Origin of the sequence: Solibacillus sp. CAU 1738, from assembly GCF_039888725.1 — a bacterium.
In the GTDB taxonomy this organism is placed as follows: domain Bacteria; phylum Bacillota; class Bacilli; order Bacillales_A; family Planococcaceae; genus Metasolibacillus.
This window is the reverse complement of record NZ_JBDQQN010000005.1, coordinates 183,583-207,614: the sequence shown is the minus strand read 5'-3', so window position 1 is coordinate 207,614 and position 24,032 is coordinate 183,583. Positions and strand designations below refer to the sequence as shown.

Sequence of the window (24,032 nt, the reverse complement as noted above, 5' to 3'; positions counted from 1 at the left end):
TTCAGTTTTAATTACTTATTTACTTCTTCTAATTCACGGGAAACGTTTACTTCTTCTAACTCACGAGATACAATTTTTCGTTGCGGAGCTTGTGTTGTCACATCTTTCCCAACATACGTTTCGATTAATTCCTTTATATCAATACCTGATGACGCTTTTAACGTTTCTTGTAATGAACTCATTAAGTTCGTCGCATAAGACGTTACTTTATTGGCGCCGCCGCCTTCACCACCGCCTGTATCAACAACAGTAATTTTATCGATATTTGATAGCGGGCTCGCTACTTGTTTCGCATATTCTGGCATCATTTTCACGACCATATCTAGAATTGCTGCTTGACCATATTGCTCGAATGCTTCTGCGATTTTTTGCTTCGCTTCCGCTAAACCGCGCAGACGAATAATTTCTGCTTCAGTCGTACCTTGTGCACGCTCAGCATCCGCTTTTGCTAAACCGTCTAAACGAATACGCTCCGCCTCTGCTTGTGCTTGTGTTTCAATACGATATTTTTCAGCATCTGCCTGCGCAAGCTGCCTCATTTTATCAGCAGCTGCTTGTTGCTCAATTGCATAACGTTCTGCATCCGCCTTTTTCTTTACTTCAGAATCATATTGCTTTTCACGACGTAAAATTTCACGTTCTTCTAGCTCAATTTGCTTTTGACGTTCAATAATTTGAATTTGCATTTCTTGCTCTGTTACTTCTTGCTTTGCACGCGCTGTTTCTAACTCATAGGCTTGGTCAGCACGGGCTTTTGCAATATCTTGCTCGCGGCGATATTCAGCTACTTTTAATTGATTATCTTTTTCTGCTTCTGCGATTTCTGTTGCTCTTGCTAGCTCAGCTTTTTGTGCTTCTTGGTCGGCTTGAGCACGTTTAATACGTGTTTCTTTGTCAGCTTCAGCTGTCGCAATATCTGCATCCCGCTTTACTTGTGCGATTCTCGGTTTACCTAGTGACTCTAAATAGCCGTTTTTATCGCGCACATCTTTAATCGTGAACGATACAATAATAAGCCCCATTTTCGCTAAATCTTGTGAAGCAACACGTTGTACTTCTTGTGAGAATTTATCACGGTTTTTGTAAATTTCTTCAACTGTCATTGATCCTAAAATGGAGCGTAAATGTCCTTCTAATACTTCTCGTGCTTCCATTTCACGATCAAGCTTATCTTTACCTAAAAATTGCTCAGCAGCTGTGGCAATTTCTGAAATGGAACTGCCGATTTTAATTATCGCTGTGCCGTCAGCCATTACTGGAACACCTTACATATCAGTGTAGAAAATTTGTCATTATAAGGATAAAAAAACTATTCTAAATTGGACAGTTATAATACGATACCTATTAGCTTAAATAAGCAGCAGCTATTCTACATTTTTCCATATGTAAGACCTAGTTCATTCTCAACGTCCTTCATCAACTTCGACAATATTCTTTCATCAGATACAATTGATTTTCCAGTATGTATATTTACTTTACCTGTTAAAATCATTCTAATTTCTTCTTCACCACTGAAAATTGATAATCCCGCTAATTGTTCGATATATTTTTCATTGTAAATAAAGTGTTGATTTATTAATTCATCTATATGAGTTTTGACCTCTTTGTATAGTTCTCTTATATGAAATATAGTAAGGCTGTTCTCAACTCTTTTATCAATAACATCTCCAACTCCTTTGAACTCAAAACTATATTCACAGGTTAATAATTTTGCTATATCAAATTTTCCATTGTCAGAATTCACCAGTGTAAATTTCCCCTTTCCCTCTATATCATCCAAATAAGGGTGTAAATGCGTCTCAATGGAAAAGTCTCTTGATCCTTTAAATGAAGAATTACATGTATAGCAAGATGGAATTAAATTAAATAATGAGACAGCAAAGTATGGGTGTTTAGCTTTGTCGTAAAAATGATCTAAAGTAGGTCTAGTTTTTCCATTCTCATCTTTATATAGCAATATATAATTTATTTCACAGTATGGACAAACCTTCATTCCTATTTCATCAATTAAAGCATATGCATTCCATCCCGATTTATTATGTCTATCTAGACGACTTCTATTTCTATATAAATCTATTTTGTTTATGTTTTTACAAAAACCATCATAGTTGAAAACTTTAAGTAGTTTGTTTCGTAAATCTTTATCTATAATTTCAGAGTTTTCTTTCTCTGATAAGCCCTCTATTCCAAATAGTTTTATAAATATTTCTGGAAATTTTATTTTTATTTTATCTCTAAATCTATGAAGATCATTAGGTGATCCTATCGCAATCAATTTATAATGACTTTTAAGATAGGATAGAAAATTTTTAAACTCCTGATTATCTTTTTCTTTTGTATATATATCTACCAACAAAGGATATATATAAGTTTCAAAGTAAATTAAATGTCGTTTTTTTAAATTATCTTCTTGAATTTCACTTAAAGTGATTCTCTTCAATTTTATTCACCTTTTTCCAAGATAGCAATGCGTTTTTTTAACTCTTCTATTTCATCATAAACATTTAATTTCATTTTAGAACTCCAAACAGATAGTATCTTATTTCGTATAAGTGGTTCACTTATTATATATATTAATTTTTCAATATCTTCTTTATATTTTTTTAAAGTAGAAATATCTTCATTTAATATAAAATTATATAATCCGTTAATTTTACCTCTCGCAAACTCACCTAAAACACCATCTTTCAAGAAAAAGTTATGTGCAAGTATTGTATGGATGTTTGCTGCAAAAGTTAGTTCTAAATCCTCTATATGATTTTGAATTACACTTTTACTATTCATTTTTTCTAATAAAACTACATTATTATGTGGCAATTCAGAAATAACAAAAGGTGAATGTGAAGTAATAATAAGATGAACACTTTTACTTGAGAATCCTTCTTCTATTAAACTTAACAAGGCCTTTAATATATGTTTTTGCCAGAATGGGTGGAGATTACTTTCTAGCTCATCTATAATCAAAACTATACTATCCCCCCACATCCTTGATTTTACCTTTTTACTTATTTGATAAATTCTGGAGAAAATATCGATAATTGTTTCTTCTCCTGTACTTAATCTTCGCCAACTAAAATTAAAATATTCTCCATTTATTATTGATCTGTTATATTTATTCAAAAATTCAAATATTTCATTCGATTTTTTTAACACTATTGATTCCTCAGTTAAAAGGTTGTCCTCTGTCACATGATTAAATAAAAATTCAAGTACATTTTTTATGTCTTTAAGCTTGCGAACAAAATTCTTGTATCCCTTAAATGATTTTATTATATCTGAAAATGCCTCGTTTATTTCTTGAATATCATCCACACTTTTAATTCTTCTTAAAGGATTAATAATATTTATGTACTCCTGCATTTGAAAAGCACGCGCATTCTTTGGACCTCTGAGCTCTTTCCAATTCTTTGCATTTTCTAAAATGTACATACTAATATCCATTAATAAATTTTTTTTAAATAAAGTTAATTCATTAGAAGCAACTATTTTTCTTAATTGATCTTCAAACGGTGTTACATCAGGATTTAGATGCGTTCGGTTTTCGATTTCCTCATTGTTATATATCCAAGAAGTATCTCTTAAATTGATTTCTAACCCTTCACTTCCTAATGCTACTTCGTTATTTATGAATACACTATTTTTATCGTTAACAAATTTAAGATTTTTTGCAATTAAAAAGGTTAAATTCCTTCTAATTTTGTCTGTTTCATATGAGCCTCTATTTAAATTATTTAGTAAATAATTTGTACTTAAATTTAATTCTCTGTGATTTCCATGTTCTATCTTACGATCAAAAATTGTGGAAACAAAGGCACTTTTCATTTTTATAAGAAAATAGTAATAAGGTAATAATTTATAGTCAAATTTATCAATTATTATTTCTTCTGATTTATTATGTACTAATGTGTATTCATCATTTTCTAAAAAAACTAAGATAAATTCTATACCTTGTACATCTCCTTTTAAGATGCCCCTTATACAATCCAATAATGTCGTCTTCCCTGAACCATTTTCTCCAACTATAGCAGTCACATTTATTTTACAATTGCTTTGAGTTGGTTGATTTTTAAACGCCTCACTTAATAAGAAAAAGTTTTCTATGTAATTTTTATTTAATCTTGGGTACAATACTTTCTCAGTTTCATTATATTCAAAAAAATATTTCCCTCCAAAATTAACATTCTGCTTATTAAACATTGAATTATCATTTATCCAACAATATTCAAGCATAATTTCCCCTCACTTCAAATTCTTTATATATTTTTATTTACTAATAAAATATTTAATTTCTAATTATATTAGTTAATCCATTCTAACAATGTTCGCATCGTAATGTATATTTTTGCTTATGTAAGCATGTACGACTTTTGCTCAGATTTCACTTTTCTATACGTGTGAATGAATAATTACAACTTGACATGGAGAACTCTACTTTCATGATTCGGCAGCCAAAAGCCAGTTATTACAAGGGCTGGCTAACCGAATCTATCATGCTCGCCCCTCCAAGTAAAGTGGTAATATACAGTTGGGATCAAAATTGAACCTGGTTAAATGAGCGTTTTTTATACGTACTCTTTTATATTCCATAATAACTCTCTATTTTAACATATTTTATAATATAAAATTAATTGAATACGCTATAATAGTTGTAACGTAAAATTTCCATATAATTATTTACTTATTTATTTTTTATACCTAAAAATTAGTTTGTTTATCAAAGAGATATTAACAGAAAGAGAGCTGGAAATAATGTACGACTATTCAAATCTTAGCGATCATGAATTTGAAAAACTATGTAGCGATATTTTAAGCCGAGAACTTAATACTCATTTACGGTATTTTGGACCGGGAAGGGATGGCGGGATTGACTTAGTAGATAATATTAAAACAAAAAATATTGTAATACAAATTAAACATTACTCAAAGAGTAGTTTTAGTTCTTTAAAAACTTCATTAAAAAAAGAGATAGAAAAGATTAAGAATATGACCCCAATACCAAAAAATTACTATATTTGTACTTCTCAAGAACTTACGGCTGCAAATATTCTTGAAATTTATGAGATGTTTTCAGAGTATATGGAAAGTGATAAAAATATTTTCACTAAACTTGAAATTGACCAATTTTTAAATAAACCTAACAATCAGGATATATTAAGGAAAAACTTTAAATTATGGTTAGTTGCTGATCAACTATTAACGCAAGTAATAAACAGAAGTGTTTTTATTGATGGCGAAGTTCTATTAGAAGATTTAACCCAAGATTTTAAATTCTTTGTTCAAACGAAATTATTTAATGAGTGTATAGATATACTTGAAAAAACTAGAAGAGTAATGCTTATAGGGGAACCAGGGGTTGGAAAAACTATAACTTCAAAAATGTTAACATTTTATTTTGTTAAAAAGGGATACCAAATTAGATACACAACAAATGGTGATATTTCTAACTTAAAGTCATCTTTTAATGAAAATAAGAACGTAAAAGAAATTATTTTAATTGATGATTGTTTTGGACAATATTACTTTAAATTGAAAGCATGGCAAGATTCCGAACTAATAAGTTTGATGAAATATATCAGCATGAACGAAAATAAAATACTAATTTTAAATTCGAGGATAACTGTTTTAAACGAAGCTCAAGGAATTTCTAGACAACTTAGAGATTATTTCGAAAATGGTAAACTTAATTTAAAAGTAATTAATATGAACGAAATAAATAAGGAAGAAAAATCAGAGATTTTTTACAATCATTTAGTAAAGAATGAAATACCAAAAGAATATTATTTATCTATAAAAAACAATCGAAACTACAAGAAAATAATTTTTCATAATAATTACAATCCTCGAATTATAGAATATGTAACTCATAAACAACGATATTTTAAAGTAAAACCGGAAGAGTTTTTTTCTTATATAAATCAAACTTTAGACAGACCTGAAGAAGTATGGGCAGAAGAATTTAAATATGGCCTATCAGTAGAAGACAGAATTTTCATGTATACTCTTTTTTCTCTAACTGACACTTATATAGATATTAATATTCTAGAAGAATGTTTTTTAAATACTATTAAAAAACAGCCTAATATAGATTATACAGTAAACCACTTTGTGGAGTGTAAAAGGAGACTATCAAACTCTTTAATTAAAATTATTGATGATTATAGTAATGAGGTAATTGGCGTGCTAAATCCTTCTATAAATGATTATATTAAGCATGTTTTTACAACTACTCCTGTGTTAAAAGATATGATTATTAAACATGCTCTCTATATTGAGCAGATAGAAAATTTGGTTGAAAATTCAAAAAGTTACATCCAGAATTTAGTGCGACAAGGAGAGATTATTAATTATAAAAGCATAGATTACAAAATTTCTGTTTACATTGCTTGGATTGTAACCCAAGAAGATTTACTAATAGAAAATTATAAAAATATATTAGTTCCGGCTATAAATTTTATGGAATCGACTGAAGAATTCTTTAATACAAGAATTAAAAAGATAACTATTCTTACAAATGCACTTGAAAATAAACAAATTCTTGATTTTTATGGAATTAAAAAAGCATTAAGCGATGATGATTTTATACATTTATTTATCTCCAGTTTAAAATTAGATGATGTTGTAAAATTTATGTCCGAATTAAAAAACTATGGAAAAGAATATGAATATTTATATGAAGAACTTAAGGATATTTTACTAGATAAAATCAATGATTATTTAGAGGATTATAATTTTTTTCAGTGTATTGCCGATAAATCATATCTCATTGATAATTATTATTTAGAAGATTTTCCCTCAATGATAATTGAAAGTATATATGAAGATGTTTGGGATGAATTATCTCTAATAAATGTTGAAGATATTGAATATGAAATAAACGATGCAATAAATTATAATCTAGAATTTCATGATATAGATTCCTTAGTAAGCGATTATTTCAAACAAGGTCATCTTGACTATGAAAGTGAATATTTTAATAAAGGAGGGTATGATTCTGCATCTATAGATATGGTTGATATTATCTTTGACAGAGAAATTAAAATTTAAACTAGTCGAATAGCTACTTAATACATTCTTTTATATTTCGTTACAATTCATTTTCCCACAAAAAGGAGACCCGTTCTAAGGTCTCCTTTTTATAAATCATGAAAATTCCATTCTTTTTTTAATGACTCTTGCAATGTATTAACAACTTAACATGATTTGCTACCTCATCCCCCACCGCCATGTGACACCGAAGCATCAGGTAGCTATTTTGATTATTGTTCAACTGTTTCTTTTTCTTTTTCAATCTCGTGCTTTTTCTCTAGCCTAGTAGCAATTTGCTCTAGTTCCGGGCGTAGTGTATGTTTGCCTGCATAACTTTCAATCAGCTCTTTCACATCAATCCCAGATGTCTCTTTCAGCGTTTCTTGTAATGTTGACATCAGGTTTGTCGCATAAGACGTCACTTTGTTAGCTCCGCCGCCTTCCCCGCCACCTGTATCGATAACAGTAATTTTATCGATATTGCCAAGTGGACTTGCAAGTTCTTTAGCGTATTCAGGTAACATACGAATAACCATATCTAAGATTGCTGCTTGACCAAATTGTTCGAATGCTTCTGCGATTTTTTCTTTCGCTTCCGCTTCAGCCAAACCTTTTAGACGGATAATTTCTGCTTCTGCTTCTCCTTTTGCTCGATCTGAATCGGCTTTTGCTAATCCATCTAAACGAACTTTTTCTGCTTCTGCTTTAGCAAGCGCTTCAATACGATATTTTTCCGCATCTGCATGAGCAAGTTCTTTACGTTTTTGAGCTTCTGCATTTTGCTCAATTGCATACCGATCTGCATCTGCCTTTTTCTTAACTTCAGAGTCATATTGTTTCTCACGACGTAATATTTCTTTTTCTTCTAATTCAATTTGTTTTTGTCGTTCAATAATTTTTACTTGCATTTCTTGTTCTGTTACTTCTTGTTTTGCTTTCGCAGCTTCCAATTCATATGCTTGGTCGGCTCGAGCTTTAGCCATTTCTTGTTCTCGACGATATTCCGCTACTTTTAATTGATTATCTTTTTCTGCCTCCGCAATTTCTGTTGCACGCGCTAACTCTGCTTTTTGTGCCTCTTGATCTGCTTGAGCACGTCTAATGCGGGTTTCCTTTTCAGCTTCTGCCGTCGCAATATCTGCATCACGCCTAACTTGTGCAATACGCGGTTTACCTAAAGAATCTAAATAACCATTTTTGTCTTGTACATCTTTTATCGTGAATGACACAATCACAAGTCCCATTTTCGCTAAATCTTGTGAAGCAACACGTTGTACTTCCTGTGAGAATTTATCTCTGTTTTTGTAAATTTCTTCAACTGTCATCGACCCTAAAATAGAACGTAAATGACCTTCCAAAACTTCTCGAGCTTCACCTTCACGTTCATGTTTTTCTTTTCCTAAGTATTGTTCTGCAGCTGTCGCAATTTCAGTTATAGAACCACCAATTTTAATAATCGCAGTTCCACTGGCAATAACTGGAACACCCTGTTCGGTATACACTTCTGGTGTTGTTACTTCTAATTTACTTGATAACAAACTAAGCGGTTCAGATTGTTGAAAGACAGGATATACGAATGCACCGCCGCCACGTATAATTTTTATACGGTTTCCAGATTCATCTGTATGCACATTTTTAGTACCTAGGTAACTACCAGTTACAATTAACGCCTCATCTGGACCCGCTGTACGATATTTTGTTACATATACAACTACTAACGCTAATAAAATAAATACTGCAATACCAATTGGAATTAAAATCTCCAACATTTTTTCTCCCCCTTTTATCGTGATAGTAAATATACGATTAACACTTGTTAAAGTTTCAAAAATATTCATAAAAATAAAATTATGTATTATATTTACTTACTTAGTTCATTCAGTAAATACTTCTTAACTTTTCAGATTAAGTAAAATACCAACTTGCAACTCTTTTAAAAAAGGAAAAAACGTGTGAATAAGTTATTTCTAGTTCACACGTTCGTTTCTAATTTGAATTTTATCTTTATATCATTATTAGTAATTAATATGATATCAATGAGTGAATTCAAATGATCATCTTCTAAGTTTGATAAGTTAGTTAACTTATCATAATTAATTCGACTAACTACATTCTTAAGATAACGATACTTTATAATTTTCGTTTCAAATTCATCTCTTACCTTTGTCAGCTCATCAATCTGATAAGCTACTGGTTTAATAATTTCTCGATATCTATCATCAGATAATTTCCCCTCAATGTATTTATCAGTAAAAACAAATGATTTGGAATTAAGTTGATCAATTTTCTTCTTTAATGCTGAAAATTCCGATTGCATTTCTCCAAACTTATCAAAGGATTTAAGATACTTCTTAATCATTAAAAAAACCTTTCTTTCTAATACATCAGCCTTAATCTTATGTGAAGAACAAAATGATTTACCATTCTTTATATAGCCGGAACAATAATAATAGTATTCACCTGTATAATGATATTTTCTTAATGTCATTGACGAATTACAGGATTCACACTTTATTAACCCCATTAATCGTGATCTTTTGTTCTTACTTCCCCTTGCTTTAGAATCTAATAAAACTTGAATCTTGTTAAATATGTCTTTATCAATTATTGGTTCGTGGGCATTTTCAATAATACTGCCACTGTAAAGAATATTGCCCACATACGTTTGATTTCTTAAAATATATCTTATAGTATCTTCACGCCACTTTTTACTTCTTGGGGGTTTTAAATTAAATTTTTCTAAATAAGCGATTATATCCGATACAGAATTACCTTCTTCATACATTTTGAATATGATTTCTACTGTCCTTGCAGCATTAGAATCAATTTCTAATTTTTTTGTTTTATTATTATACTTGTATCCATATGGAACTCTATTAGGATTATTCCACATTCCCCTTTTTGCTTTTTCAACCTGGGTCCATTTTACTCTTTCACTAATCTTATTCGATTCCATTTCAGCCATAATTAAATACATAGTTAATTTTGATGTATCTAATATTCCGTTACTTGCAGTATTTTGAGAAGTATCAAAAGATTCTTCAATTGAAATTACTCTAATACCATTCATGTGCAATTTTTTGATAAGTTTAAGTCCTTCTTCTACATTTCTATATATTCTGGAAATCCCTTTTATGATTACACATTGGTATTTACCTTTAACTCCATCTTGAATTAAGCTCTTTACTTCTGGACGATTAAAATCATTTCTCCCTGTACCAACATCAATTTTAGTATCTACTACCTCTAATTCCATTTGCTTAGCATATCGTTGACAGATTTTTATCTGATTTTCTATGGTGTTACTTTGATTTATTTTATTTGTTGATTTTCTTGCATATATACAAACTCGCATTAATATCACCTATTTAAATATTAATAGATAATAATTAATTAATCATCGGTAATTAATAGAAAAAAAGTGGTGGAATTGTTTACATTAAGAAACTCAATAAGGAATTTGGTGGAATACGTGATTTGGGAATACATCATCCACTTACCTTTTCATTGTTATTTTTAGGTATATTTACCGATTATGCACTTTTATAACTAGTATTATGTTATTATAATCTATGATTAAATATTTTATTAAGAGGTGGAGTTATGCAATTAGAAACAGGTTCATATTGGCGAAAATGGGATTTACATATTCATACCCGTTCTTCCTACGATTATCAAATAAGCGTCGGTGAATATTCTGATGAATTGCTTGTTCAAAAATGGGTAGAATTAGAATTTGCTGCTGTTGCTATCACAGATCACTTTGTAATTGATAAAGAGCGAATTAAAAAACTACAAGCTCTCTGTAAACAACATGATATTACATTATTCCCAGGCGTAGAACTTAGAACTCACCAGGGAGCTAATAATATACATATAATTGGAATATTCCCTGAAGACTCAAATATAGATGATTTATGTGGGGTTTTTGAATACGATTTCATGAAAAAAGCACATAATAAAGAATCTAACGAAACCATTTATTGGAATACCGATGATATCGAAGAATTTATTAAAACAAATAATGGTATAATTACTGTTCATGCAGGTAATAAAGCAAGTGGAATTGACAAGAATATGAACAATGATGAGTTCTATACAGGAATAAAAAAAGAATATGCAAAATTTATAGATATATTTGAAGTTAATAATGAAAACAGTTATAAAAAATATAAGTCAACAGTTATTAAATTCTTAAAAAAAGAGTCTGACAAAAGTTATCCTGTTATTATTAGCTCTGATAATCACAATTATACTGATTATGAATTATCATCTTATCTTTGGATTAAAGCGGACCCTAATTTTAAAGGTCTTATGCAAGCTCTTTTGCACCCTGAAGAACGCATCTTTGTTGGTAACAAACCGCCTAAATTGATTTCATTGGAGAGTAATCCAAAAGTTATTATTGAATCAATAGAAATTAATATGAAAAGTTCATCCACTGACATTCCCGATTGGTTTAATCAAAAAATCCCTTTAAACCCTTCTTTAGTCGCGATAATAGGTAACAAAGGTAGCGGAAAAAGTGCGATGACAGATATTATTGGTACTCTAACAAACTCAATTCAAATCGAGAATCTATCATTTCTAACAAAAGATAGATTTAATAAATCTCCACATCAATATGGAAAAGATTTCGAAGCAAAATTAAAATGGCATGATGGAAAAGAAGAATATGTAGAGAGTTTACTGTTAGATAATCATTCTTATAGTAGTCATTTATCTAATGCTCAATATCTTCCCCAAACATATATTGAAAATACATGTAGTGATTTAGAAAATAAATTTTTCCAAAATGAAATTAATAAAGTTATTTTCTCCTATATACCAACAGAAGAAAGATTAGGGTCCCAATCTTTTGAGAAATTTATTTCTAAAAAAACTAAACCCATCCAGTTAGATATAGAGAAACTAATTGCTGATTTGAAAGAAATCAATTTAAAGATTATAAATTTAGAACAAAAGAAATGTAAAACTTATTATCAAGAAGTTATTGATAAATTAGCTCAAAAAAATTCTGAACACGAAAGACATCTAAATTTAAAACCTTCTGAAATTCTAAAGCCTACAGATCAAGATAGTTTAGTACATGATGCTGAAATTGAAGAATTTAGAAATCAATTAACTCAAATAAAAGTAGCAATCGACAAACATAAAGAAGAGTTATCAGAGAAATCTGTTTACCATCAAAATTTACTAAATATTCAAAGTAAAATTAACAAAATAGGACAAGATATTTCACATGTTAACCAAGAAGCAACCCAATTGCTTAAATTAGACAGCGAAAAGGGGTTAATTAAATATAGTATTCCAAATGAATTCTATTTAGAAAGAATTTCAACTATGGCAGAAGAAATGAGTTTGAATACTGTAAATATTGCGAAATTACAAGAAAAATCCCAAGAAATAAATAATAAAATTAATGATTTGACAGAAACAACCTCATTAAAAAATAGACAGTATCAAGAATACTTAAATCAATTAAACAATTGGGAGAATAATCTTAAGATTATAGTAGGTAATGACGATATTATTGATTCTTTAACTAATCTAAAAAAAGAAAAAAACTATCTTGATGTAAATTTAGATACAGAATATAACTTATCATTAAACACAAGAAAAGAGATTTTAAAATCAATTATCAATAAAAAAGAACAAATATCAGCAATCTATGACGAAATTTATTATCCAATTGATCAGCAATTATCATTATTATTAGGTGATATAAAAAACGACATTAAATTCCAAACAAAATTTGTTCCTGATTCTAAAACCTTACTAATGTCTCTACAATCCATTAATAAGAGGCCACAAAGCCTTTTCCAAGGGGTTACTGAATCTGAAAAAGCTTTATTAACAATAATTGAAGATACTGAATGGAATGATTTTGAAAATATCTATAGTTCCTTAATAAAAATAATAAAATGTGGTATCGAAAATGATTTTGATAAATTAGATAAAGTTATCAATGATAAAGTAAGTTTTTATCATAGTATTTTGAGCATGGAGTATCTAAATATTGATTTCCAATTAACATATCAGAATAATGATTTATCAGAATTATCACCAGGCGAACGAGGTCTTGTTTTACTAACATTTTATTTAGCATTAAGTAAAGATAATGTTCCAATTATTATAGACCAGCCTGAAGACAATTTGGATAATCAATCAGTCTATAGTAAACTCGTTCCTTGTATCTTAAAAGCTAAGCAAAATAGACAAGTTATAATAGTAACACATAACCCTAACATAGCCATTGCTTGTGACGCGGAACAAATTATTGTAGCTAACATGGATAAATCTTCAAAAGAAATTAGGTATTCTTCGGGTAGTATTGAAAATGCAAAAATAAACTCAAAAATAGTCGAAATTCTTGAAGGAACGCGACCAGCGTTTACTTTAAGAGAATCAAAATATCTAAGTACTATACAATAATCTTTTTTGGAACAGTTAATAATATCAATTGTTAACTGTTCCTTTTTGTTAAGTCTTTTAAAAAATGCTCTGTATCTCGAACCAATAGGCTAAGACTTTCAGTTTGTTGTCTTATTAAAAAACGTAAAGTTGGGAAATTCTTTATGCTATAGGAGATCGATCGGTGCTTTAGTTTCATATGGATTAATAGGGAATAGTTTAAGGAATTTTATATAATGAAAAGTACAGTGCAATTTATTTTTTTAACTCGGGTTAGGAACGCCTTGCTCTGTGTATACTTCTGGTGTCGTTACATCTAATTTACTTGATAATAAACTAAGTGGTCGTGCTTGTTGGAATACTGGGAAGATGAAAGCACCTCCACCGCGAATAATTTTAATACGGTTGCCAGTTTCATCGGTATGCACATTTTTAGAACCAAGGTAACTACCTGTTACAATTAACGCCTCATCTGGACCTGCCGTGCGATATTTCGTTATATATACTAAAACAATAGCAATGATTAAAAACAATACAACTCCAATTGCAATCAAAACTCCTAAATCTATCCCAAACATAATATTTCCCCCTTAATTTGTTTGTTCAGAAAAACCTTTGTTATAGGCGCTAACAAATGCTGTTCCTTCTTTTACTTCGATAATTAATACTGGTGTGTTATAAGGAATTTCTTCGCCTTGATAACTTGTTGCTCGCTTTGCAATGATGCCGTTTACCGATTCGATTACAATTTCACCAAAGCCGTCAAGTGGAATCGGTACAATCACCTTACCAACTTGCCCTTCAAGCGATGCATCCGTATAAACGAGTGATACTTCTGCTGATCGTAGAGGAATAAGTAAGAAAAAATAAAGAAGCCCTGTGAAAATAGCAGATAAAATAAGGGCTAGTACAAAAATGAGAACGCTAGACAAATTCGTGAATTGCTCCAAAATATAACCACTCGCTGCTGTTATCGAAATAAACGCAAGAATAACGGCTGGATCTACAAACGGAATTCCTTCTGCGGCACCATCTACCATATCCCCAAATAACAAAAATAGTACAGTAATACTTCCAATAACGATGAGCACTGTTAAATAAATCGTGGTGAGCGGAAATCCGAATAACATATGAAACACCCCCTTGTTATGTACTACCTTTATTTACGAGTGAAATTTCAAAAAGTTTCAAAAGATTGTATTTTTTTAAACAATGAAGTTGAAGCCTTTGCAATCTTTTCTCGTAAGTGTAAACAAACATAATTGCTGTTTTGTACAATTTTTAAAAAAGCTTTTAATATTAACGTTAATGATACGCTAGAATTTCCGGAAGATTTAATATAAAATATTCTTATATAAGAATACAGCAATTTTAAAAAATAGTAAAAAATAGTATTACGAATTTTATTTGAGGTGATGATCTTGGTCTTGAGAAAAAGTAAGTTGTTTGTAATTTGTTTAGGCATTCTTTTGGTAGGTTTATTTGCAACAGGTTTTTATTCAATTAATAATGTACATACACAAGGTACCTATATAATTAGTGAACAAAATATTGTAGAAAAAAACGGCGAGCACTTTCTTTTAATTGATGAACGTGAGTTATCTTTATCAGAGGATTTTTATGAAAATATTGAATTAGAAAAATACACTGAATACAAAATCAACTATTCTTATAATCAGTTAACAAAAAATGATGGTGAAGTCGTAATGCTTAAAAGATATGGTGAACAGCCGTGGGGTAATAAATAAGCGTACGTTAAAACTTATTGCCTTCAAAAAATATATGAGGGGCTAGAAAGTAACTACTTTTCGGCCCCTCATACTAATTGTCCCCTACTTATTTTTCATAGTATTAATTTTTTTCGTTAGTTCATTAAACTGTTGATCAAGTGTAGCATACTCCAGGGAACTTGCATTTACCGTACTGAGCTTTCCTAGTACTGCTTGACGTTCTGTTTCAAGTGCCAGTAATAGATACTTATCCTGTGCTGGCTCTTCTTTTAACTCGAAATGCTTTTGTAATTTACCATTTTTAAATACGAGCTGCTCCTTCGTTACTTGCTGTAAAAAGTACTCATCATGCGACACAACAATAAGTGTTCCTTTGTATTCCGCTAATGTTGCTTCTAGCTGTTCACGCGATTCAATATCTAAATGATTGGTCGGCTCATCAAGTAGTAATACGTCCCTTTCTTGTAATATGAAGTGCATTAATTTACATTTCACTCGCTCCCCCATACTCATTGTCTGAATCGCCTTTTGCCAATGGAATGACGTAAATCCGAGCTGCTTCATTAAATGCTGAACTTTACTCCGCGCTTCAAAGCTTTCACGATAAAACAACTGTGCCGGTGTTTGCTCTAACGGTAAATCAAACACATCCTGCGACAAATAGCCAATTGTTGCAGTCGGTGATAGCCAGAGCTTCCCTTCATAATCCATTTCACCTACGATCATTTTTAGGAAGGTCGTTTTCCCACAACCGTTAGGGCCGATGAGTGCTATTTTTTCACCGTGTTGAATTGTAAAATGACTTTTTTCAAACAGCCTTTTGTTCCCGATTTGTTTCGTTAAATTAGTCGCTTCTAAAAATCGTTTTCCTCGTTTTTGTGTTGGTGCAATGTCAAATTGAACCGTATAGTCTTTCTCTACTTGCTCTACCTTTGTAGTCGCAAGTTCTTGTTCTAATCTTTTTCTTTTGGACTTTACTTGTGCGTCCATTCGCTTCGCCTTCACACGGTAATATTCTTTAACCCCTTCTTTTTTTGTTGATTGCGCATGCGCTTTATTTGACCAGCTTGTTAATTCTTTTATTTGACCTTCGATACGTTCAATTTTCTTTTGCTGCTGCTCGTATGCATGTTGCTGTGCCTTTCTTTTTTCCGCACGCACTGTTTTATAATGGCTATAGTTCCCTTTGTACTCAGTTATTTGTCCATTTTCAATCGCCCAAATTTTTGTAGCCACTTGATCTAAAAACGCTCGGTCATGTGAAGCTACAATAATAGTGCCATCGTATGCCCGTATTTGTTCAAGTAACAAAGCAATGCTTTCCGTATCTAAATGGTTCGTCGGTTCATCTAACAGGAGTACTTCACTTGCTTGCGTGAAGCCACGTGCTAACCGCAGCTTTAACTTTTCCCCACCACTTAATGTATTGTAATTTCCTTGTGGCACACGCCATTTTGCGAGTAGTTCGTCATTTACCGCTAAATGGGCATCATATGCTTGCTCCTCTTGTACAATATAAAGTGCTTTGACAGGACGCTGCCATTTTATCTCCCCACTACTTAACTTCTGTGTTCCATTAATTGCATGCAACAAGGTGGATTTACCGGCACCATTTTTACCGATGACACCAATTACCTCCCCTTCTATTACAGAAAGATTTACGTTTTCAAATAATGTTTGTTCACCAAACTCGATTGTTAATTGATTCATTTTTAATAATTCTCTCATTTTGCTCACCCTTTAAAGACGGGAGAATAAAAAAATCCTCCCCAAATTGGAAGGATTAGTCGTCGCTAAAAAAGCCATGTTTAATAAGCATGGTGTTTTTATCACGTTTGGAAAATGGGCAGACTAATCCTGTTTTTTTGTTTGATTGATTTTATAATCAATGTGTAAAAAACCAGGTTAGTTAATCATCGGCCACCCATCGTCCCTTCATTGTATAATAGGTTTATCATATCATATTTGACATTTTTGTACACCGCTTATTGTGTTTTGTTATACTGAAAACTAAGAGGTGAACGCCATGATTTTAAAACAATTACAAATGAAGCAGCAAAGGCAGCGTGACACGTATCCTTTTAATTTACCACTTTTCCAAACACTCGAGACGATTGATTTCAAATCTCCTGTCACGATTTTCGTCGGTGAAAATGGTAGTGGCAAAACGACATTACTTGAAGCAATTGCAGCTGCACAAGAAAGCATTTTAATTAGTGGTGAGCAAATGAATGAACGCCACTTCCCCGCCAGCTATGCACTGAGTGAGGCAATGAAATTTACGTGGACGACCCGAACGAACAAAGGATTTTTCTTTCGCGCATCGGATTTTATTACATTTATTCAACAAGTGACAGCAACTCGGCTGGAAGCACAGTTTAATATTGCTGAAATTACAAAGAAGGACCCACATAGCTATGCGATTATGCCACATGCACGTACTTTATACGATTTGCAAAATTTATATGGGGAAGGACTTGAATTCCGTTCACATGGGGAAAGCTTTTTAGAATTGTTTGAAGCACGCTTTCGTCCTGATGGCTTATATTTATTGGATGAGCCTGAAGCGCCTTTATCACCGAATAAGCAGTTAACACTTATTGCTATGATGGGCGACATGGTGAAGCAAGGTGCACAATTCATTATTTCCACACATTCGCCTATATTAATGGCATTCCCAGGCGCTACATTGCTTGAAATAAAGGAGGATCGCTTGAGTGAAACGGCTTTTAATGAGTTAGAACATGTGCAATTAACACGTGATTTTTTAAATGATCCAGCCCGGTATTTACGCTATTTACTTGATTAATGAAAGGTGTTTCTCATTTTTTTGAGAGAACGCCTTTTTTTTATTTGTTTTCGCTTGAAAATAAGAACACTTGTTTGTATAATGGGAACAAACGTTCTTAAGAGGGGTCATTATTATGTACGAAAACATGCCAAATCGCAACATTATATGTATTGATATGAAAAGTTTTTACGCAAGTTGCATTGCTATGATTGAAGGGTTAGATATCGAACAAGTACCTCTTGCAATAATCGCTAACTTTAACCAACCAGGCAGTGTTGTACTTGCAGCAAGCCCCGCAATGAAAAGACGCTTTCGTATTAAAACAGGTAATCGTCGTTTTGAAATTCCTAATCATCCAGACATTCGCCTATTTGAGCCAAAAATGAGCTTCTTTTTAAAGATGTCGATGGCTATTACACAACTCATAGCAAAGTATGTGCCACCTGAAGCCATTCATGTGTACAGCGTTGATGAAAGTTTTATCGATTTAACAGGAACTGAAAAATTATTAGGGAGTCCTGAAGAAGCAGCAAAGAAGATTCAATATTATATTTTGCAGCAATTTAATATTGCCAGCTCTGTTGGATTGGGACCTAATATGCTGATGGCTAAACTAGCGCTTGATTTAGAAGCAAAGAAAACAGGCTTTGCAAGGTGGACATATGAAGATATCCCGAAAAAACTATGGCCAATTAAAAACTTATCTGACGTATGGGGAATCGGTCGACGGACAGAGGCAAATTTAAATGATAGTGGTATTTTCTCAATGTACGATTTGGCACATACAAATTTAGCAACGCTTGAAAAACGCTTTGGTATTCTTGGCAATCAGCTATATTATCACGCCTGGGGAATTGATTTATCGACACTTGGAGAACCTATGGTAAGTGGTCAGATTAGTTTCGGCAAAGGTCAAATGTTAATGCGTGATTATAAAACACGAACTGAAATTGCGGTCGTTATACTAGAGATGTGTGAAGATGTGATGCGACGTACACGTGAGGCAGGCTTTATAGGACGTACAGTTTCTCTAGGTCTGTCTTATAGTGAAAAAGCTGATACAAAAGGCTTTCTCCGCTCACTGACACTTAACGAACCAACAAACGAAACGATGACAATGTATAAAGCATGTTTGCAACTATTCGATATGCACTTTGCTGAACGTCCGGCTCGTCAAGTGACGGTACGTATTAGCAATTTAGAGCCAACGACTAGTGTTCAACTTGATTTATTCGATTCGAAAAAAGAACAACGCCATATGCTAGGACATACGATGGACGCCATTCGACATAAGTTTGGCTCTACATCTTTATTACGTGCGGTCTCTTATACAGCGAGCGGTACTGCAAGATCAAGGGAACAATTAGTTGGTGGGCATTTAAGATAAGGAAGTGATGACAAATGTTAAAAGATCGCGGCACTATAAAATGGAATGCGCTTATGCTACCCGAGCATGTTAAGCTACTACGTGATTGGAAGAATAATGATGAATTTTCTCCTGCACCCGATTTATCTGAGTGGGAGTTAGAGCATATAGAACGAATGATTTCACATGCCTTTTGGCAAAAATGTTCGGTACAAATTTTCACGCATGAAGGAAGTGATCGGCACTGTTATGAAGGAGTTATTACAAAGCTCGATACTAATCACCGTTCCCTTGTATTAAATGGTGAGCAGCGTATTTCCTTTTCACATATTTATTGTGTAGAAGCTGAGGCCTGTGATTGATCTTGAAAATCGGAAAATACTACATCAATTTATACTACTTGACTTAGCATTACGCTCCGTGCAACATGATTATCCACTAATTGAAGCATTACCATTAAAAATGCATAAAATATATTTTATAAAACTTGATGCGCTATTAAAAAGCTTGCAGCAAGAACATTTCACATTAAAAAAGATATTACAAAAACAACACATCCGCATTATACGCTGGCAACGAATTGACGATTATTTTAGTGATTTATATGTAACAACGGTAGGCAATGATGAGGTAATCCGCTATGCGAATCACCATTTAAAACAAAGCGTTGAGGAGCTATTAGTTTCACGAATACAGTAAGGTTGCTAGAAAATCTAGCAGCCTCCTCCCCCTGTTCCCCCAAGCGAGCGAAAATACGTGTATCACTGGCTAAAAACGAGAAGCCCTGAGAAAAAAGTGGTCCCCCAGCGAAAAACGATCCAGAAAAAAGCGGTACCCCGATGCAATCGATGTCCCACGGGCGAAATGCGTGTTCCCACGGGCGAAAAACGGCTTCCCACGAGCGAAAACAAGTGTCCCACGGGCGAAAATTAACCTCCCACGGGCGAATTATTACTTTTGTCAGAGTACATAATAAGTATTTGCGCAGAAATTCCATCATAATGTGTATCGCGCGTGTTTAAAAATAACCAATTTAGATAGATAGTAATCTTTTTGCTGCATCGCGTAATGAAATATTGCATAGTATGCGAAATTGCTCGTTTGAGATCTTAGAGTCAACTAAATAAATGATCATCTTCTAGTGCATAGAAGTGTTTGATTAGTAGTGCAAAGTAAGGCCTGATTGTTCTCTAACCCGTGGTAAAATATGCCACAGAAAATCCACCTCAAATAAAAAAGGAGAGCAACAAATAGTCACTCCCCTCAAAAATTAAATTAAGCTTTTAACGACTTTTGACATAACAGCGCCATCTGCTTTACCAGCAAGTAATGGCTTCGCGATTTTCATAGCGTCTCCCATATTCATGCCTTTTACAACGCCTGCAGCCGTCAGCATTTCAACAATTTTCTCTTCTGATAATTGTTCAGGTAAAAATTGCTTTAAAAGTGCTAGCTTTGCTTGTTCTTTTTCGATTAAATCTGCACGTCCAGCATTTTGTGCACCTTCTAATGCTTGATTTGTTTGTTTAATTTCACGATTGACAATCGCAATTTCTTCTTCGCTAGTAAGGGCTGTACCTTTTTCCTTTTCTGCATTATCAAGTGCAGATTTCAATAATGTTAAGACGCCCTTTGCTAGTACATCTTTTTCTTTCATTGCGGTTTTTAATTGTTCAAATACAGCTGTTTTTAACACTGCAAGTCACTCCTTTGTATTCAAATATCTCATATTGTACCACGGATTGAATAAATACAGTGGGTTAGCGCTGTTGAAGGCGTTTATAGACAATTGTTATTATAACAACGACAACTAAAACCGCCTGTCCAATAATTGTTTCTACAGTTGGATAGAAGCCGATACTGTTAATCACCGGCAACCCATCAACAATAGTCGTGGACAGCTTATTCGTTAATTGTAATGTATGAATACTCACACCAATAATTTTAAAGGCAAGTACATAAATCATCACCGTTGCAACTGCAAATAATTTATGAATCGGTAGCTTGCCACTTAATTTAAATAAAACAACTCCAATAACAACTAAAATAGCAAGTGCTACAGCAATCCCGAAGACAAATTGAGATGTTTCCATTTTGGGAGCAATCCCAGCATAAAATACAAGTGTTTCCGCCCCTTCACGAAATACGGATAAAAAGCTAACAGATGCCATAGCAAATATAGAGCCGCTTGAAATCGCATTATTCATTTGTTTTGAAATATAACGGTTCCAGCTCGCAACACTCGATTTATTATGTAGCCATATACCTACACCAATCATCAGTGCGGCAGCGGCAAGACCGACATAGCCTTCCATTACTTCACGATTCGTATCAATTGTTGCGGTATTCCAAAGAGTTGACATTAATATGGCTACTAAAGCCGATACCGCCATTCCAGCAATTGCACCAACAAAAATCCATTTACGTAAATGAGCATAACCAGATTTATTTAAAGCCGATACGAGCGCTAAAATAATAAGAAGCGCCTCAAGCCCTTCACGTAATAAAATTAGTGCAGAATCCCAGAATGAATACCCTGTTTGACCTTGAATAAGTTCAATTTCTGTTCGGTATTTAGTCAGTTTGTCGTTAATTGTAGCAGTATCAACATCTGATTTTAATAAAGAACTTACTAAAATAGGTATATCACTTTCAAGTTTTTTATAAAGACTACCGTTGTGTGTTGAAATTTCCATTTCCACACTTGGCCACACAACGATAAATTCTCGAAGTGCATCCGATGCAACTTGGAATTCACCTGCATCAATGGCGGCTTGTGCTTCATCTATTAATGTAATTAATGTCGATAATGAATAGTCACCTACCACAGTAGACGTTTCTTCACCTGCAATAAAGCTTTCTATAGATGTTTTAAATTCATTGTACTGGCTTTCAATAAGTGCTAAATCGACTTCTTCAGCAGCTAATGAAATCCGAATAAATGCTAACTGAGTTTCAATTTGACCGTACATTGCGATGTTTTGTTCACGAATAGGTCTTTCGTATTTATTCCAGCGACTGTTCATTGATTTATAAGCTAAATCAATTGTTTCAATATTTGCTGTAGCAAGCGCTGCTTCAAAATCTTTCATCACTGGACGAAATTTTTCAGCAAAATTGGCACGCTCTCCCTCTTCATCGACAGGATTTTCAAGCTTCTCAAGTGCAACAAGTGCATGGGATAGCGACGTTAAAGCAGATAGACGCTCTTCTTTTGACGCTGCTTGTACAACCCCATTAATGGCGGCATCTACTTTCTCCTTAGCTGCTGTTTCGGTAGAAGTAACCATTGCCCATTGTGCCTGTAAATCCGCAATTGCTTGCTGAGCCTCAGTTTCTTTATCCTGTTTCGTACTCATCATAATATCGCTAATCGTAATATAAACCGAGCTATAAGAATTCGCTGCTTGTACAGGATGAATAAATAAACAGCAAATCAAAAAAATCAAACTACAACGCGTTAAAAAATGCTTCACCAATATAACTCCCCTTTTGTACACCAGGGAAGCAGGCAAATAACGCACTGCCTCGGTGGGTAACATACTCATTCAATTTATCCATACGACCTAAGCTATTTTGTACTTTAATGAATTGCGACGGATGTTTTTGGAACGAAATAAATAATAATCCTGCATCGTGAGCACCTGTCTTAGTCATGACGCCAGACGCATAAGAATAGGAACGTCTAAGCATTTGTGCACCAGACTTTCGTGCAAGATGCACATGTGATGTATCAGGAATTATATAATTGCTATTTACATCTTTTTCTTCAACATCAAAATCATCAAACTCGCCTTTTTTTCCAAACACAGCACCACTATCACGATAACGACCAAATGTTGCTTCTTGATCTTTTAATGAGGTACGATCCCAAGTTTCAAGATGCATTTGAATTTTTCGAGCAACTAAATAAGTACCTCCAGTGAGCCAGCTTTTCGATTCACCTGGCTGTATCCAAATAACATCATTTTCTTCTTTCTTTGATGGATTAACAGAGCCGTCTTTAAAGGCAAATAAATTACGCGGTGTACTCCCATCTGCTGGAAACGATGTAAATCCGGCTTGTGACCATTTAATCTCAACTTTCCCAGAACCAGCACGTACTAAATTGCGGACCGCATGAAAAGCTACTTGCGGATCATCGGCACATGCTTGAATACACAAGTCGCCACCTGTCCATTCTTCAACTAACTGATCTTTCGGAAAATGCGGTAAATCAACAAGCTCTGAAGGCTTTAAATGACTAATATGGAACTTGTCAAAAAGTGAAGGTCCCACGCCGAACGTAATCGTTAAATTCGACGCATCAAGTCCTACTGATTCACCTGTATCCGATGTTGGTATACGTGTATTTGTTGATGGATCTGCCATTAATTCACCGTTCGTTAAACGCACAACAAGTGGTGTCCATTTTTTAAACAACTCTCGTAAATCTTCTTTTGACGACACAACTGTTAATGCCGCAAAGAAAACGTGTTTTTGAACGGGTGTCGTAATGCCCGCCTGATGTTTACCATAGAACTCTACTTTATTCGATGCATCCCCTACGACAGACTCGAAAACATCGTAGCCCATCGCGTTCATGACACCGCCAAAACCTGATGCGCCAATGGCAACACCGGCTGCACCGGCGCCAGTTAGTTTCAACATATCTCGTCTTGAGATCTTCTTATTCCACCATTTTCCGTCTTGGTTAGACATCATT

At 33.2% G+C, this 24,032-nt stretch carries 16 protein-coding genes and 2 pseudogenes; 7 read left to right on the top strand and 11 right to left on the bottom strand.

Annotated features, from left to right (window positions below):
* Positions 1 to 11 precede the first annotated feature (11 nt).
* From AAFN87_RS15495 to AAFN87_RS15485, 3 genes and pseudogenes are all read right to left on the bottom strand, one after another.
* Positions 12 to 1,265: pseudogene (locus AAFN87_RS15495) on the bottom strand (flotillin family protein); the annotation flags it as partial.
* 104 nt (positions 1,266 to 1,369) lie between these two features.
* A complete protein-coding gene (locus AAFN87_RS15490; protein ID WP_347791969.1) occupies positions 1,370 to 2,440 on the bottom strand; it encodes a hypothetical protein in 1,071 nt (356 codons plus the stop codon).
* A 2-nt stretch (positions 2,441 to 2,442) separates the two neighbouring features.
* Entirely contained in the window at positions 2,443 to 4,230 is a 1,788-nt protein-coding gene (locus AAFN87_RS15485) for an AAA family ATPase (protein WP_347791968.1), read from the bottom strand.
* A 519-nt stretch (positions 4,231 to 4,749) separates the two neighbouring features.
* On the opposite strand from AAFN87_RS15485, the gene AAFN87_RS15480 reads away from it, so the two are divergent.
* A complete protein-coding gene (locus AAFN87_RS15480; RefSeq protein WP_347791967.1) occupies positions 4,750 to 7,044 on the top strand; it encodes an nSTAND3 domain-containing NTPase in 2,295 nt (764 codons plus the stop codon).
* Between the two features lie 212 nt (positions 7,045 to 7,256).
* Here AAFN87_RS15480 and AAFN87_RS15475 read toward each other — a convergent pair whose 3' ends face one another.
* Positions 7,257 to 8,795: a flotillin family protein gene (locus tag AAFN87_RS15475; protein ID WP_347791966.1), complete on the bottom strand. Its 1,539-nt coding sequence runs from the start codon at positions 8,793 to 8,795 to the stop codon at positions 7,257 to 7,259.
* Positions 8,796 to 8,998: 203 nt separating this feature from the next.
* Positions 8,999 to 10,381 (bottom strand): recombinase family protein, encoded by a 1,383-nt coding sequence (locus tag AAFN87_RS15470; protein ID WP_347791965.1) that lies wholly within the window; start codon positions 10,379 to 10,381, stop codon positions 8,999 to 9,001.
* Between the two features lie 248 nt (positions 10,382 to 10,629).
* On the opposite strand from AAFN87_RS15470, the gene AAFN87_RS15465 reads away from it, so the two are divergent.
* Complete coding sequence (locus AAFN87_RS15465) at positions 10,630 to 13,461, top strand: TrlF family AAA-like ATPase (RefSeq protein WP_347791964.1); 2,832 nt, start codon at positions 10,630 to 10,632, stop codon at positions 13,459 to 13,461.
* Positions 13,462 to 13,715: 254 nt separating this feature from the next.
* On the opposite strand, the pseudogene AAFN87_RS15460 reads toward AAFN87_RS15465, so the two are convergent.
* Together AAFN87_RS15460 and AAFN87_RS15455 are read right to left on the bottom strand one after the other, a co-directional pair.
* Positions 13,716 to 14,018, bottom strand: a pseudogene (locus AAFN87_RS15460) (flotillin family protein); the annotation flags it as partial.
* A 12-nt stretch (positions 14,019 to 14,030) separates the two neighbouring features.
* Positions 14,031 to 14,570: an NfeD family membrane protein gene (locus AAFN87_RS15455; RefSeq protein WP_347791963.1), complete on the bottom strand. Its 540-nt coding sequence runs from the start codon at positions 14,568 to 14,570 to the stop codon at positions 14,031 to 14,033.
* A 297-nt stretch (positions 14,571 to 14,867) separates the two neighbouring features.
* Between AAFN87_RS15455 and AAFN87_RS15450 the strand changes: the two genes are divergently transcribed.
* Positions 14,868 to 15,188 (top strand): hypothetical protein, encoded by a 321-nt coding sequence (locus AAFN87_RS15450; protein ID WP_347791962.1) that lies wholly within the window; start codon positions 14,868 to 14,870, stop codon positions 15,186 to 15,188.
* A gap of 84 nt (positions 15,189 to 15,272) precedes the next feature.
* Here the strand turns inward: AAFN87_RS15450 and abc-f are convergent, their stop codons facing one another.
* Positions 15,273 to 16,898 (bottom strand): ribosomal protection-like ABC-F family protein, encoded by a 1,626-nt coding sequence (gene abc-f / locus AAFN87_RS15445; RefSeq protein ID WP_347791961.1) that lies wholly within the window; start codon positions 16,896 to 16,898, stop codon positions 15,273 to 15,275.
* 298 nt (positions 16,899 to 17,196) lie between these two features.
* Here abc-f and AAFN87_RS15440 point away from each other — a divergent pair, with 298 nt between their 5' ends.
* The 4 genes from AAFN87_RS15440 (at position 17,197) to AAFN87_RS15425 (ending at position 20,026) form a co-directional block, all read left to right on the top strand.
* Positions 17,197 to 17,979, top strand: coding sequence for an AAA family ATPase (locus AAFN87_RS15440; RefSeq protein WP_347791960.1), 783 nt, complete (start codon positions 17,197 to 17,199; stop codon positions 17,977 to 17,979).
* Between the two features lie 115 nt (positions 17,980 to 18,094).
* Entirely contained in the window at positions 18,095 to 19,348 is a 1,254-nt protein-coding gene (locus AAFN87_RS15435) for a Y-family DNA polymerase (RefSeq protein WP_347791959.1), read from the top strand.
* A 14-nt stretch (positions 19,349 to 19,362) separates the two neighbouring features.
* Entirely contained in the window at positions 19,363 to 19,689 is a 327-nt protein-coding gene (locus tag AAFN87_RS15430; protein ID WP_347791958.1) for a YolD-like family protein, read from the top strand.
* Complete coding sequence (locus AAFN87_RS15425) at positions 19,682 to 20,026, top strand: YhjD family protein (protein ID WP_347791957.1); 345 nt, start codon at positions 19,682 to 19,684, stop codon at positions 20,024 to 20,026. Before AAFN87_RS15430 ends, AAFN87_RS15425 begins: the two co-directional genes overlap by 8 nt.
* Positions 20,027 to 20,597: 571 nt before the next feature.
* Here AAFN87_RS15425 and AAFN87_RS15420 read toward each other — a convergent pair.
* From AAFN87_RS15420 to efeB, 3 genes are all read right to left on the bottom strand, one after another.
* Complete coding sequence (locus AAFN87_RS15420) at positions 20,598 to 21,023, bottom strand: GatB/YqeY domain-containing protein (protein ID WP_347791956.1); 426 nt, start codon at positions 21,021 to 21,023, stop codon at positions 20,598 to 20,600.
* Positions 21,024 to 21,087: 64 nt separating this feature from the next.
* On the bottom strand, positions 21,088 to 22,803 hold the full coding sequence (locus tag AAFN87_RS15415) for an FTR1 family iron permease (RefSeq protein ID WP_347792050.1): 1,716 nt from the start codon (positions 22,801 to 22,803) through the stop codon (positions 21,088 to 21,090).
* Complete coding sequence (gene efeB, locus AAFN87_RS15410; protein WP_481886488.1) at positions 22,778 to 24,028, bottom strand: iron uptake transporter deferrochelatase/peroxidase subunit; 1,251 nt, start codon at positions 24,026 to 24,028, stop codon at positions 22,778 to 22,780. Before efeB ends, AAFN87_RS15415 begins: the two co-directional genes overlap by 26 nt.
* Positions 24,029 to 24,032 lie beyond the last annotated feature (4 nt).

Coding starts and splice junctions, on each gene's coding strand:
- AAFN87_RS15485 (WP_347791968.1), bottom strand. CDS start 4,230: ATGCTTGAATATTGTTGGATAAATGATAATTCAATGTTTAATAAGCAG.
- AAFN87_RS15480 (WP_347791967.1), top strand. CDS start 4,750: ATGTACGACTATTCAAATCTTAGCGATCATGAATTTGAAAAACTATGT.
- AAFN87_RS15475 (WP_347791966.1), bottom strand. CDS start 8,795: ATGTTGGAGATTTTAATTCCAATTGGTATTGCAGTATTTATTTTATTA.
- AAFN87_RS15470 (WP_347791965.1), bottom strand. CDS start 10,381: ATGCGAGTTTGTATATATGCAAGAAAATCAACAAATAAAATAAATCAA.
- AAFN87_RS15465 (WP_347791964.1), top strand. CDS start 10,630: ATGCAATTAGAAACAGGTTCATATTGGCGAAAATGGGATTTACATATT.
- AAFN87_RS15455 (WP_347791963.1), bottom strand. CDS start 14,570: ATGTTATTCGGATTTCCGCTCACCACGATTTATTTAACAGTGCTCATC.
- abc-f (WP_347791961.1), bottom strand. CDS start 16,898: ATGAGAGAATTATTAAAAATGAATCAATTAACAATCGAGTTTGGTGAA.
- AAFN87_RS15440 (WP_347791960.1), top strand. CDS start 17,197: ATGATTTTAAAACAATTACAAATGAAGCAGCAAAGGCAGCGTGACACG.
- AAFN87_RS15435 (WP_347791959.1), top strand. CDS start 18,095: ATGTACGAAAACATGCCAAATCGCAACATTATATGTATTGATATGAAA.
- AAFN87_RS15430 (WP_347791958.1), top strand. CDS start 19,363: ATGTTAAAAGATCGCGGCACTATAAAATGGAATGCGCTTATGCTACCC.
- efeB (WP_481886488.1), bottom strand. CDS start 24,028: ATGTCTAACCAAGACGGAAAATGGTGGAATAAGAAGATCTCAAGACGA.